The sequence below is a fragment of the Colwellia sp. 12G3 genome, assembly GCF_002836775.1.
Lineage (GTDB): Bacteria > Pseudomonadota > Gammaproteobacteria > Enterobacterales > Alteromonadaceae > Colwellia.
The window spans coordinates 104,485-118,093 of record NZ_PJAQ01000068.1; the positions used below are offsets into that span (position 1 = coordinate 104,485).

The 13,609-nt window shown below is 37.6% G+C and carries 11 protein-coding genes; 3 read left to right on the forward strand and 8 right to left on the reverse strand.

Annotated elements, in window-relative coordinates; genetic code table 11:
* Nucleotides 1-124: 124 nt before the first annotated feature.
* The 6 genes from rplS to ffh all read right to left on the reverse strand — a co-directional run bounded on the left by rplS (nt 125) and on the right by ffh (nt 5,994).
* Nucleotides 125-478, reverse strand: coding sequence for a 50S ribosomal protein L19 (gene rplS / locus CXF71_RS18065; protein ID WP_101234334.1), 354 nt, complete (start codon nt 476-478; stop codon nt 125-127).
* 26 nt (nt 479-504) lie between these two features.
* A complete protein-coding gene (gene trmD / locus CXF71_RS18070; RefSeq protein ID WP_101234335.1) occupies nt 505-1,296 on the reverse strand; it encodes a tRNA (guanosine(37)-N1)-methyltransferase TrmD in 792 nt (263 codons plus the stop codon).
* A gap of 39 nt (nt 1,297-1,335) precedes the next feature.
* Nucleotides 1,336-1,866 carry a ribosome maturation factor RimM gene (gene rimM, locus CXF71_RS18075; RefSeq protein WP_101234336.1) on the reverse strand — a complete coding sequence of 177 codons (531 nt, stop codon included), beginning with the start codon at nt 1,864-1,866 and terminating at the stop codon, nt 1,336-1,338.
* 26 nt (nt 1,867-1,892) lie between these two features.
* Nucleotides 1,893-2,138, reverse strand: coding sequence for a 30S ribosomal protein S16 (gene rpsP, locus CXF71_RS18080; protein ID WP_101228528.1), 246 nt, complete (start codon nt 2,136-2,138; stop codon nt 1,893-1,895).
* 283 nt (nt 2,139-2,421) lie between these two features.
* The gene (locus CXF71_RS18085; protein WP_101234337.1) at nt 2,422-4,041 is read right to left on the reverse strand and encodes a putative bifunctional diguanylate cyclase/phosphodiesterase; all 1,620 of its coding nucleotides are present in this window, start codon (nt 4,039-4,041) and stop codon (nt 2,422-2,424) included.
* A gap of 579 nt (nt 4,042-4,620) precedes the next feature.
* Nucleotides 4,621-5,994 (reverse strand): signal recognition particle protein, encoded by a 1,374-nt coding sequence (ffh, locus tag CXF71_RS18090; RefSeq protein WP_101234338.1) that lies wholly within the window; start codon nt 5,992-5,994, stop codon nt 4,621-4,623.
* 198 nt (nt 5,995-6,192) lie between these two features.
* Here ffh and CXF71_RS18095 point away from each other — a divergent pair, with 198 nt between their 5' ends.
* From CXF71_RS18095 to CXF71_RS18105, 3 genes are all read left to right on the forward strand, one after another.
* The gene (locus CXF71_RS18095) at nt 6,193-7,293 is read left to right on the forward strand and encodes an SO_0444 family Cu/Zn efflux transporter (RefSeq protein WP_101234339.1); all 1,101 of its coding nucleotides are present in this window, start codon (nt 6,193-6,195) and stop codon (nt 7,291-7,293) included.
* Nucleotides 7,294-7,408: 115 nt separating this feature from the next.
* On the forward strand, nt 7,409-8,206 hold the full coding sequence (locus tag CXF71_RS18100) for a cytochrome C assembly family protein (RefSeq protein WP_101234340.1): 798 nt from the start codon (nt 7,409-7,411) through the stop codon (nt 8,204-8,206).
* 99 nt (nt 8,207-8,305) lie between these two features.
* Nucleotides 8,306-9,589, forward strand: coding sequence for an HlyC/CorC family transporter (locus tag CXF71_RS18105; protein WP_101234341.1), 1,284 nt, complete (start codon nt 8,306-8,308; stop codon nt 9,587-9,589).
* Between the two features lie 329 nt (nt 9,590-9,918).
* Here CXF71_RS18105 and CXF71_RS18110 read toward each other — a convergent pair whose 3' ends face one another.
* The gene (locus CXF71_RS18110) at nt 9,919-10,539 is read right to left on the reverse strand and encodes a transglycosylase SLT domain-containing protein (protein ID WP_101234342.1); all 621 of its coding nucleotides are present in this window, start codon (nt 10,537-10,539) and stop codon (nt 9,919-9,921) included.
* A 1,328-nt stretch (nt 10,540-11,867) separates the two neighbouring features.
* Nucleotides 11,868-13,457 (reverse strand): glutamate--cysteine ligase, encoded by a 1,590-nt coding sequence (gene gshA / locus CXF71_RS18115; RefSeq protein WP_101234343.1) that lies wholly within the window; start codon nt 13,455-13,457, stop codon nt 11,868-11,870.
* Nucleotides 13,458-13,609: the final 152 nt, after the last annotated feature.

The following is a 13,609-nucleotide window of genomic DNA, read 5'->3' on the forward strand; positions in this document are numbered from 1 at the left end:
GTGTTATACGAGGTAATATATTATTTGGTTATCTATCAGCGAATAAAAACAAAAAGGCCTGAATAATGAATTATTCAGGCCTTTTTTCAAACTTTCTTTACAGAAAATTGTACTCGAAATATTTCTATCTCTTAGCCAATTTTTCTTTGATACGTGCTTTACGGCCAGATAGCTCGCGCAAGTAGTAAAGTTTAGCTTGACGAACATCGCCACGACGTTTAACTTCAATTGAATCTACAATTGGGCTATGTGTCTGGAATACACGTTCTACACCAACACCGTTCGAGATTTTACGAACAGTGAAAGCAGAATGTAAGCCGCGGTTTTTAATAGCAATAACAACACCTTCAAATGCTTGAAGACGTGATTTGTCTGCTTCAGTAACTTTAACTTGAACTACAACAGTATCACCTGGGGCGAATGCTGGTAGATCTTTTTTCATTTGCTCTTGTTCGAGCATTTCAAGAATTTTACTCATAATACCTTCTTCCTAGTGTTCACAGTCTAAGTGGTTTGCTTCGCTTGTTTTTTAATTAAAGCGAGAGCTTTTACCTGCTCAGCTGTCAGAGCTAGGTTAGTTAATAATTCTGGTCTTCTAGTCCACGTTCTTAGCAAAGATTGCTCTTGTCGCCATAAGCGTATGTGTTCATGATTACCACTAAGTAACACTTTCGGTACTGACATTTCTTCCCCGTTAGGAGTCGTTAGTACGTCTGGCCGAGTGTAATGAGGACAATCTAATAAACCGTTAGAGAAGGAGTCCTGCTCTGCTGATTCTTTATGTCCTAAAACGCCTGGCACTAAGCGTGCTACAGCATCAATCACATTCATAGCAGGGAGTTCACCACCACTTAAAATGTAATCACCAACCGACCATTCTTCGTCAATATCTGACGCAATTAATCGCTCGTCTATGCCTTCATACCGACCAGCAATAAATACCAGTTGGTTATGTTGTGCTAATTCACTTACGCCTTGTTGATCAAGCTTTCGTCCTTGCGGAGACAAATAGATAACTTTGACATTACTGTCATCATTACCCGACTCAAGCGCCGCTTTACGTGCTGCAGTTCTTGCAGCATGTATTGCATCTCGTAATGGTTGCACCATCATTAACATACCCGGACCACCGCCATAAGGACGATCATCAACGGTACGATGTTTATCATGGGTAAAGTCTCTTGGATTCCATAAATGAAAATCAATTAACCCATTACGAATCGCTCGGCCTGTTACTCCATACTCAGTAATAGCATTAAACATTTCGGGAAAAAGGCTTATCACCCCAATCCACATTTTGTTATTCTCTTTATCAGAGGTAGTGCTAGTCACAAGTTAAAAACCGGGATCCCAGTCAACACAAATTTGTTTATTTTCGATGCTAACAGATTCGATTACTTGTTCAAAAAGATAAGGTATTAACCTTTCTTTTTTACTAAAACCATCTTTTAAGTTAGCTTTCACAACCAGTACATCATTAGCGCCAGTTTCCATCATGTCAGTAACTACACCCAGGTCGTAACCCTTGTTAGTCACAACAGACATACCTATTAGATCGCGCCAGTAAAAATCATCTTGCGACAATTCTGGCAACGCTGTTTCATTGGTTAATATTTCAGAGCCGACTAATGCTTGCGCTTCATCTCTGTCATCAATACCAGCCACTTTCACAATAAGTACTTTGTTATGCTTGCGCCAATCAGTTATTTCAACTGTTTGTGTGTTATTCCCTAATTTTAATGACCAAGGGAAATAGTCAAGTATGGCTTCAGTTTCATCAGTGAATGAATGAATTTTTAACCAGCCTTTGATGCCGTAAACAGCGCCTACTTTACCCAAGATGATTTGTTTTTCTTCTGTACTCACGAAATTCTCCTATGCCTACTAAGCAATTAAGCCGCAGATGCGTCTTTAACTAACTTAGCCACACGATCAGATAACGTCGCACCTTGACCTACCCAATGGGTAATACGGTCTAGATCTAAGCGTAATTTTTCTGCTTGACCTTGTGCTGTTGGGTTGAAGAAACCAACTCTTTCGATGAAACGACCATCGCGAGAGTTACGGCTATCTGCAACAACAACCTGATAGAATGGACGCTTTTTAGCGCCGCCACGAGCTAAACGAATGGTAACCATATCGTCCTCTATTATATGTTAAGTGTAAAAACGGAATTTCCAGACACTTCCCGTCGACAAGCGACAGAAAAGCTCGCGTATTTTACGCCTCTAGTATATTTTTACAAGCTTTATTTATCTATCGAGTAAGAGGTGGTGCGGTAAACTTTGCAGTTTCCTGCTCAAACGACATCAACACACAGGCTTAATTGAATTTACAAACGCTTTTAGGCCGGTATTGGTTGAAGGTAATGGCTGATCCGCTAAATATGCTAAGCTATTGTCTCTAGCATTATTTAATAAACTACATCCATGACGGAGATTGCAAAAGTTGTTCAAATGCTTTTGCATCAACAGGGCGGCTAAAGTGATAGCCCTGCATAGAGTCAACATGACTAATCGCCATAAATTCTCGCTGTGCGGCAGTTTCGACCCCCTCCGCGGTTATGTGTAGTTTTAATTGCTTAGCTAACGCAATAATCGCTCTGGTAGTCATAACATCTCCTGCACTTTCAGGGATGTTTTTTATAAAGCAGCCATCAATCTTTAATTTATTGAGTTTGAATTTAGACAAATATTTTATCGATGAATAACCCGTACCAAAATCATCAAGTGCGATAGAAACACCTAAAGCACTCAATTGCCTCAGTTGCACTATCGATTTCTTTGCATCCTTCATCAGCGTATTCTCTGTAAACTCTAATTCTAAATATTGAGGTTCTAAGCGTGTTTCTTCCAGAGAGGTGGAAACCGTACCAGCATAATTTATGATGCCTAATTGCATGACTGACATATTAATTGACATAACTATTTTGGGGTAGCCCTGCCGCTGCCAAATTTTATTTTGCAGACAGGCTTGATCAAGTACCCAGTCACCAATTTTTGTAATGATACCTATCTCTTCTGCGATAGGAATAAATACATCTGGCGCCAAATCACCAAGCACTCCATTATGCCAACGTAACAACGCTTCTACGGCAATAATCTCATTGGATTGGGTTGCAATGATGGGTTGATAGTGAAGAAGTAATTCATCTCTGTCTATTGCACCGAGTAATTGTTCGGCAATTTTCTTCTTAGTATTGACTTGCTCTTGTAGATCTTTAGAGAAAAAAGCTAAGCTGTTAGGGCCTTTTTCTTTGGCAAAGCACATTGCCGTATCTGCGTTTTTCATTAACTCTTTACCGTGCTCACCATCACTTGGGTATAAAGCGATACCTACATTCCCCGTGATATAAACTTCTTGCATACTAATTTGATAACACTTAGCAAGCTTTAACAATATCTTCTCAGCAAAAGTATTTACATTATTTTTAGCTGAGGCCGCTTCAAGTATAATAAGAAACTCCACCCCGGTAATTCTTGCTAATGTATCACCTGAGCGTAATTCACTCGATAATCGTTTAGCGACTTGTTGTAATAGTTTATCTCCGCCATCATGACCTTGTTGTTCATTAATGCCTTTAAAGTCATCAATACCAATAAATAATACCGCGATTGAGGTATTATTTCTTGCCGCTCTTGCTACCGCGTGATCTAAACGATTTTGACAAAGTTCTTTGTTAGGTAAATTAGTTAAGCTATCAAAAAAGGCGAGTCTTTTAATTTCATCTTCGGCAACAAATTGTCTTTTCATTTTTTTACGTAAATAGAAGCTATATCGCGTCAGTAATACCAAAAGCCCCAAGACTGCAATACTAACGTGAGTGATAATGTCATCTAATCGCCACTGTTGTTGGTTACTCGATAACTTAATAACAAATTCAGGCACATCAACAATACGTGTTGACCAAATAAGTGCTGCGGTTATAGACACGATAAATAGACTCTCAAATACCATAATAAACCGTTTAAAAAAGCCCGGTTTTTCTCGCCTATCTAATTGGATGCGGGCAGCGGTATTTTTAACTTTATTTTTAGCCATTTAGTCGAGCACCTCAATTAAGTAGATAGTTGAGTAAAATAGACAGACAACGTGAGTTGTATTACTTAACCACTATAGGTAACCAAATTTCAGCAAATTGCTTCTAATTAATTGGTCATTAATGATTTATAAACAAGTATAGCTAGCCAATAAGAAAAGCGTGAATAACGAGCTAAAATGTCCTATTCTCCACGTATTATTTCTTGATGTGATTGTTGAACCGCCTTTATTGATTAAAATATATTTGCATCAAACCGTTGTGTCCTTGATGGTTAAAAAGGCACAAGAGTAATGCCAATTGCATTTAAGTATCTGTTCTTGTTGTGCACAAGAAAAATAATGCATGGATAAGCGCTTGATTGATCAATCTCTTGCTATGGGGATTGAGAGCAATAGCACCTTGCAATATTTTAAGCAGTACAAATGGGCAATCACTAAATGGGAGTGATATAAGTTCTCAACGCGGTGACTAGGCTGAATAGTAAATGATGCGTACTGGAACTAAATAATGCCTTTGTGAAAATAAAAAAGGCCGCAAATGCGACCTTTAATATAGGGGGAAAATATTTAAGAATAAGTTTAACGACCGAACATGCCACCGCCACCTGGTGGCATCATACCTTGCATACCACGCATCATTTTTTGCATGCCGCCTTTGCCTGACATTTTTTTCATCATTTTTTGCATTTGAGTAAATTGCTTAAGTAGCTTATTTACATCTTGAATTTGAGTACCTGAGCCAGCAGCAATACGACGTTTACGGGAGCCTTTAATAATATCAGGACGCTCACGTTCTCCTGGCGTCATAGAATTAATGATAGCTTCCATTTGTACGGTAATTTTATCACCCATCTGATCATTAATTTTATCAGACATATTACCCATACCAGGCAGTTTATCCATCATGCCCATCATGCCACCCATGCTTTTCATCTGGACAAGCTGGTCACGAAAATCTTCTAAACTAAAACCTTTACCACTTTTAACTTTTTTAGCTAATTTCTCAGCTTGTTTTCTATCAATTTTTTGCTCAATTTCTTCAACTAACGAGAGCACATCACCCATACCTAAGATACGAGAGGCAATACGATCAGGATGGAAGGGCTCTAATGCTTCAATCTTTTCACCAACCCCCATAAACTTGATAGGCTTACCAGTGATATGACGGATAGATAACGCAGCACCACCGCGAGCATCACCATCGGTTTTAGTTAAGATAATACCGGTCAGTGGTAAAGCATCATTAAAGGCCTTCGCTGTATTAGCAGCATCTTGACCTGTCATAGCATCAACAGTAAAAAGGGTCTCTATTGGGTTGATAGCGGCATGAAGTTGTTGAATCTCCCCCATCATGTCTTCATCAATATGCAAGCGACCCGCAGTATCGACAATTACCACATCAAAAAAATTCTTCTTGGCATGATCAATTGCAGCATTGGCGATATCAATCGGTTTTTGCTTGATATCACTTGGAAAGAAACCAACCTTTATTTCTTCGGCTAACATTTCAAGCTGTTTAATAGCTGCCGGACGATATACATCAGCACTTACTACTAATACTTTTTTCTTTTCACGTTCAGTTAAAAATTTTGCCAGCTTGGCTACAGAGGTAGTTTTACCCGCACCTTGTAAGCCAGCCATCAATACTACAGCAGGAGGAGCCGCTCTTAAATCAAGACCTTCATTGACGTCACCCATAGCCGCTTCAAGTTCTTTTTGAACTATCTTGACGAAGATTTGCCCTGGCGTGAGACTTTTAGAAACGTCAGTACCAACAGCTTTTTCTTTTACTTTGGCTACGAACTCACGAATGACGGGTAAAGCGACATCGGCTTCAAGTAATGCCATACGCACTTCACGTAAGGTTTCTTTGATATTATCTTCGGTTAAACGGCCACGGCCACTAATGTTTTTAAGCGTTTTACTTAAGCGATCGGAAAGATTGTCAAACATGAAATACTCTAACAGCGAAAAATTGATTAGGTTAATGCTGCTATTATACCCAAATATCTCTAAGATGCGACAGCAGATAATCCTACATATAATTTATGTGCCTATAAATGTGAATTAAATAGGCTTAAGTAATGATGCTGCGTTAATACTAGCCATGTTATAGTGATGCTGATTTTTTAAGTCTCTGCTAGGTATTTTATGGAACAGTTATCCGCCTTAACTATGAATTTTCTCGACTTGAGTGCTGAAGCAAGCCCTTGGTTATTATTAGGCTTACTCATTGCTGGGTTAATGAAGGCTTGGGTACCAAGTAAGGTATTAAGTAAACATCTAGGGCAAGGAAGGCTTGCCATTATAAAGGCCGCTCTAATAGGTGCGCCATTACCGTTATGTTCTTGTGGGGTTATCCCTGTTGCTACAGAGCTAAGACGAAGCGGTGCTTCGGCTTCAGCAACGTCATCCTTTTTAGTTGCAACCCCCGAAACCGGTATTGACTCAGTTTCCGTATCTTATGCCTTACTTGGCCCTGTTTTTGCCATTTATCGTCCTATGGCAGCAATTATGTCGGCCATTATTACCGGATTATTGGTAGCCACAATTAAAGAGGAAGATATAAAATCACCTCACATTCATAAAAGCAGCAAAAAAACGGGCTGTTGCGATAGTAAAACGAGTGTTAAAAAAGAAGCAGTACCTAAAAGCGAAACATCCTGTTGTGCGAGTAAAAAAGTGACACTAACTAAAACTGAAAATACCTTTGTAAGCAAAACTAAACAAGGGGTTTACTACGCATCAACTAAACTTATTGACGATATTATTATATGGCTTTTTATCGGTCTTTTATTTGCTTCCCTTGTACGCACCTTTTTACCTGAAGAGTTTCTATTAAGTTATGGAAGTGGTCTGCCCGCAATGCTGTTGATGATAATAATATCCATTCCTATGTATATTTGTGCAACTGCATCAACCCCCATCGCTGCAGGATTTATTCTAGCAGGATTATCGCCAGGTACTGCATTAGTATTTATGATGGCAGGCCCGGCAACAAATATTTCAACCTTAGGCGTTATTCGAAATGAAATGGGGAGCGCGGTATTAATTCGATACTTACTTGGCGTCTCGCTTTGCGCTATTGCTTTTGCGCTATTATTGGATTTTTCATTGAGCTTTTATGACATAAACATTAATGATCAAATGCAACATAGCCATGAACTTTTACCTAAGTGGTTTGGATTAAGCTGCGCTGCACTCATTGCGTTTCTATCTATAAAGCCACTAAGACGCTTGTTGATAAAATAACCTCTAGCTTTCTTTAATTTAAGTCAATAGTTTGCGCTAATCACATGGCGTTGTAGATTTTATCTGATAGAATCAATTTTTTACTGCGTCTTTTCAGTTGCTTTAGGGGTTTTTAGTGGATTTTTTGGTTATAGGTTCAAGTTTGGCATTTTTGCTTTATATACTTGCTACGTTGGCAATCGTTACACGATTATTTCATCCTAAAGGCCCTAATATTACCTTAGTTTTAAGTTTAGCTACGGCAGCTATTGTTGTGCACGCGTTCAATGATGCTTTGTTATTCTTTTCTCAAGATGATATTAATTTTAACTTACCAAACGTAATTTCATTAGTGAGTTTAATCATTACAGTAGTGGTTACCTTAGTCGCCTTGAGATTTAAAGTCAGTTTGTTACTACCCGTTATTTATGGTTTTACTGGTTTGTGGCAGTTAGTTATCATCTTCCTCCCGCCAATTGATTCTATTCCTTTGGTTGTTGAAAAGGTCATTTTACTCAGCCATATCAGCTTCGCTTTAATTGCCTATTGTGTTTTAATTATTGCGACGTTATTTGCTTTTCAAGTTACCTATATCAACGTAAAACTCAAAAGTAAAAACTTAACGGCTGTAGCTCATTTACCGCCTCTTATGCAGGTTGAGAAACAACTTTTTAGTATATTAACCGTTGGTACCGCGATTTTATTTGTTAGTCAAATAATTGGTTTTGCTTTTTTAGACGGTTTTTTAGCAAAAGAGAATGCCCATAAAACCATACTATCATTACTCTCTTTTGCTCTTTACAGTCTCATTCTTTGGGGACATTTTGAAAAAGGTTGGCGCGGTCACAAGGTACTCGTGTTAATGGTGAGTGCCAGTGGTTTACTTACCCTTGCCTACTTTGGCAGTAGATTCGTTAAAGAATTCATTTTATAAATATCGACTAATCCTCTCTAATCTTATCTTAAGGACACTGCTGCTATAAGCGGGCAGTGTTACTTAATTATTTTAACTATATAAATAGGAAAACCCTTTTTGGACAGTATAACCACACAGATGCTCTTTACTATTCTTGGCATCTTAATACTTATCTCCGCCTATTTTTCAGGTTCTGAAACTGGCATGATGTCATTGAATAGATATCGCTTACGTCATCTTGAAAAGCAAAAGCATAAAGGTGCTAAACGAGTTAGCAAATTACTTGCTCGTCCAGATCGCCTAATCGGTTTGATACTCATTGGTAATAACCTCGTTAATATTGCAGCTTCTGCTATTGCAACTGTCATTGGTTTACGCCTATTCGGCGATATGGGTATTTTGATTGCGACGATTGTATTAACGCTAGTCATTCTCATTTTTGCCGAAGTCACGCCAAAGACATTGGCCGCATTGTATCCTGAGAAAATAGCCTTTCCGAGCTCTATTCTCTTATCCATACTATTAAAATTACTTTTCCCGCTTGTTGTTATCGTTAACTGGATAACCAATGGTTTCTTAATGATTTTAGGTATTAATTCAGAACAAAGAGAGCAACACAGCCTCAGTAGTGAAGAATTAAGGACTGTGGTAAATGAATCGGGCGCTTTATTGCATCAACGCGATCAAGATATGCTGGTAAGTATTTTAGACTTAGAAAAAGTCTCAGTTGAAGACATCATGATCCCTCGTAATGACTTAGTAGGAATAGATGTTAATGATGATTGGAAAAAAATCCAGAAACAGCTTACCCAAGCTAATCACACACGGGTATTACTGTATCGTGACAGTATTGATGATGTTGTTGGTTATATTCATGCTCGTGACGCGTTAAAACTTGTATCAAAAAATCAGTTTACCAAGGCAACATTACTCAGAGCAGTACGTGAATTATATTTTATTCCCGAAGGCACACCGTTAAATATTCAGTTGTTGAAGTTTCAACATGCTAAAGAACGCTTAGGTTTGGTTGTTGATGAATACGGCGATATCCAAGGTTTAGTAACACTAGAAGATATTCTGGAAGAAATTGTTGGTGACTTTACTACCACCATGACGCCAACAACCAGTGATGAAGTAACTTTGCAGCCAGATGGCAGCTATTTAGTCGACGGTAGTGCCAGTATTCGTGATATTAATAAAGAGATGTCATGGGAGTTGCCCACAGATGGCCCTAAAACCCTTAACGGCTTGATTATTGAATATTTGGAAGAGATACCACAAAGCAATATTAGCTTACGTATATCTGGTTACCCTGTCGAAATCATTGATGTTGCAGGTAATAAGATAAAAACAGTGCGAGTAATGCCCGAACACTTTATTAGCGAAAACCCTGACGACTAGTAATTTAAATAATATAAAAGTTAACCACAAAGTTATCCACAGAATAAGGTTTTCTAATATCCTCATTCAGCTTTCCACAATTTCTGTGGATAACAATAGCCAACCCTATCAGCAGCAGCATTTTGCTATTTCAACATTTATTTCACAAAAAACCATACTTTATTTTCTGCTTTTCATCTGAAAATAGTAGCTATTCTTGTAGCGGTTATCGCACCTAGCTTTGCCGATTTTTTATCGTATAAAGAACATGTTGGCAGGCTTTATGCCTTTGTAGCATTATTAAACAAGCAAGTTAATTGGTTAAATACTGCCAATCAGCTTTTCATTGATTAGCCAAAAAACAGACGCCATAACCAACCATGATCGAGATCTTTTTCACACCCCTTTAGCTGACTACTGTAAAGTCGTGCGCGATTATCCACTTTCCTGGAAACTTTAACTAACCATGGCTTTTTCTTATAACTTTTATGCTTAAATCCGCCCCAACCCTCATGATAATTTAAGTACTGGCTGTAAGCATCCCACTTTGATACACCATTAACTTTTTGAGTTTTAAATATAAACCACCCCATAAAGTCTATTGCATCTTCAAAGTCATCTCGATCAGCACCTGAATTGCCTGTTTCCTTAATATAGTCTTTCCAAGTCATCGTTTTCGCTTGTGAATAGCCATATGCCGTACTTACCCTCCCCCAAGGAATAAAACCAAATAGATAATCCATTGGAGGGGTTGCGTCATGACGAAAAGAACTTTCTTGATACATCATACTCATAGGCACATGAATAGGTACACCCCAGCGTTCACGAGTATCTTTGGCAGCAAAATACCAATCTCGATGTTCGCGAAATATTTCACATATATTCTCAGGGTTTTTAGGTGGTGGGGTTGCACAACTTGCAAGTAATATAACACTTACGGTTGTTAACAATGTAGTTTTACATGAAGGCATAAACACATAACGGTTATTATAAATCGTTATTTATAATGACAGAAACCGTTAATTAATGGCAGTTTTTGCGAATAAAATTATGAGTTTTAATTAAATTAATAAATATTAAAATTAATTTGAACTAAACTATAAAACAGCACTCTTACTTAACAGTTATGTTATTCCCTTAGTGTTTCATGTTTTATGCGTCCTCTAGTTTTAGTTGGGCGCTTTTTTTTGTCCAAAAATCAATACGTAGACAGAACAACCTATGTTATTCCACTCATTATTAGTGATGTTTTATGTTTTATGCGTCCTCTAGTTTTAGTTGGGCGCTTTTTTTTGTCCAAAATTCAATATGTGTTCGCAACAGCCTTGGCTAATACAACTCAATAAAGTAATTTTAAAATAATGTGAACTAAACAACAAAACAGCGCTCTTACTTAACAGTTATGTTATTCCCTTAGTGTTTCATGTTTTATGCGCTCTCTAAAATTAGTTGGGCGCTTTTTTTTGTCCAAAATTCAATATGTGTTCGCAACAGCCTTGGCTAATACAACTCAATAAATTAATTTTAAAATAATGTGAACTAAACAACAAAACAGCACTCTTACTTAACAGTTATGTTATTCCCTTAATGTTTTATGCGTCCTCTAGTTTTAGTTGGGCGCTTTTTTTTGTCCAAAATTCAATATGTGTTCGCAACAGCCTTGGCTAATACAACTCAATAAAGTAATTTTAAAATAATGTGAACTAAAAAACAAAACGACGCTCTTACTTAATAGTTATGTTATTCCCTTAGTGTTTCATGTTTTATGCGCTCTCTAAAATTAGTTGGGCGCTTTTTTTTGTCTGAAATTTAACACCTATCAGTATCCGGCATGTTATACCAAACGGATTTATTTGCAGGGTTATTGATTTTGACAAGGACGTTACATGGATGGTGTTCTTAGAGAATGGAGCATATTCTCCTGAATAACCATTCTCATCAATCAATGCCTTGTCTCTAAGCCTTTTAATTCTCGCTGAGTGGGAAAGAACTTAATAAACTTGGTATCAGATTGATATTGTTGATGGTCTGATTTTTCAACGTTTATCTTAGGAAGAAAAAATGACATGTTTTATATAACAAAGGACTCAATTTAGCTTTCGTGGTTATATGAATGATGGGTCAGTTATGCAAGGGAGAAGGTGATTAATGTGATTATTTTAAATAAAATGAACTTATCTGTCATTACGACGTCTTAATAAGTGAAACATTCCTCCCTGGATTGCTTTCATTTAATTTAAGTCTTGTTTGCTTAAATAACCGGCGCGTCACCTTGACGCGCTTTTTTTATAGCTATTTTCTATGCGAAATAATCAGTCAAAAAATCATCAAAGTTAAGTTTGTCACCTGCTTCGATATCCGCTTGAGCTTGATGTGAGGCTGGTACACTCTGGTCAAAAAATTCTTGGTCATAAAACTGATAAGCACGTGTTTTAGCTTCGCGTTGATATTCACTTGCTTTATTCAAAGCAAAGCCCGATAAAGATTGTTCTTGAATAATAGAGAGCAGCTGCGCTGAAGGCGTTAAACTAGCGTCATTGATTTTAGCTTGTTCACGAACAATAGCTTCACTATAGTTACTCGTTTGGTATGCCTTATCTAATAGCTGTGCAACCTGCTTCATCTGTTCGAACAATTCATTGCCCCACTCAGGAACTGATTTAAGTTTAACTTCACCAGAACAGTTCGCATCACTCAGCAATAACTCAGGATCTCGACCACGTAGGACCACTGCATCCATATTCTTTTCATGAAGTGCCTGGCGCGTACAATCAAACTCTTTGTTATCAATAAAAGCGCAAAAAGTGATAAATATATCTAAGAAATGAACTTGCTCAAGACTAATGCCGGTATCGACAAAAGGATTTACATCAAGCGCTCTTACTTCAATGTATTCAACACCGCGCTCTCCTAGGGCAACTGAGGGCTTTTCACCTGGTTTAGCTACTCGTTTAGGTCGAATAGGTGCATACAGCTCATTTTCAATTTGTAATACGTTATCGTTAAGCTGTTGGTATTGACCATTTACTTTGACACCAATACCAGAAAAAACCTTAGATTTTAATTTTATCGCTTGTTGTACACCATCAACATAATCTGCCAAATTATTATAACAAATTTTTAATGCTGCCTGCTCAGAGCTGGTATAACCTAAATCACTCATACGTAAAGAGGTAGCATGCTCAAGGTAAAGAGCACCAAAAGGTGATTTTTTAAAGGGTAACTTATGATCTTTACCTTGTAAGAAAGATCCACAAATCGCTGGAGAACTACCGTATAAATAAGGAATTAACCAACAAAAGCGTTTGTAATTTCTTAAAATAGAAAAATACCGTTCAGAGATAAAATCATCAAGAGGCAATGATTTTTCGCCTGATGATTGATGGAGTTTTTGCTGAATCTGCCAAAAATCTTGCGAGAATGAAAAATTAAAATGTATACCTGAGATAACTTGCATCATCGAGCCATAGCGATTTTTCAAACCTTGACGATAAACTGTCTTCATTTTACCTATATTAGAGGGACCAAATTGCGCTAACGGTATCTTTTCAGCATCATCCACAAAGCATGGCATACTCATTGGCCACAACAATTCGCCTTCAATATTATCAAAGGTATATTTTTGAATATCTTGAAGTTGAGCAATGGCTTGCTCTGGTGAATGACTTACAGGGGTAATGAATTCAAGCAAGGTTTCTGAATAATCAGTTGTTATCTGTCCGTGAGTAAGCGCTGAACCAAGTTGGTAATAATGACCATGCTCGGATAACTTTCCTTCTGGTAATATTCGCAATGCTTCTCGCTCTATACCGCGTCCAATACCTGCAACGGCAGCCAAATTTTCACTTTGGCTAAAAGCGCCAATATAATCGGTTAATGAAAGTGTCAAAATAATTCCTATATATACTAATCAGCCGAACTCTTAGCTTAACTTAGTATTTAGCGAGTAAAGGTATAAAGCAAAAAGCCCCTTATAGATAACCATATAAATAAGGGGTTTTTAACGATTTTCAATGCTTTGTAAGGTAAATTCCGCTTTAT

Coding starts and splice junctions, on each gene's coding strand:
- rplS (WP_101234334.1), bottom strand. CDS start 478: ATGAGTAAAATTCTTGAAATGCTCGAACAAGAGCAAATGAAAAAAGAT.
- trmD (WP_101234335.1), bottom strand. CDS start 1,296: ATGTGGATTGGGGTGATAAGCCTTTTTCCCGAAATGTTTAATGCTATT.
- rpsP (WP_101228528.1), bottom strand. CDS start 2,138: ATGGTTACCATTCGTTTAGCTCGTGGCGGCGCTAAAAAGCGTCCATTC.
- CXF71_RS18085 (WP_101234337.1), bottom strand. CDS start 4,041: ATGGCTAAAAATAAAGTTAAAAATACCGCTGCCCGCATCCAATTAGAT.
- ffh (WP_101234338.1), bottom strand. CDS start 5,994: ATGTTTGACAATCTTTCCGATCGCTTAAGTAAAACGCTTAAAAACATT.
- CXF71_RS18095 (WP_101234339.1), top strand. CDS start 6,193: ATGGAACAGTTATCCGCCTTAACTATGAATTTTCTCGACTTGAGTGCT.
- CXF71_RS18110 (WP_101234342.1), bottom strand. CDS start 10,539: ATGCCTTCATGTAAAACTACATTGTTAACAACCGTAAGTGTTATATTA.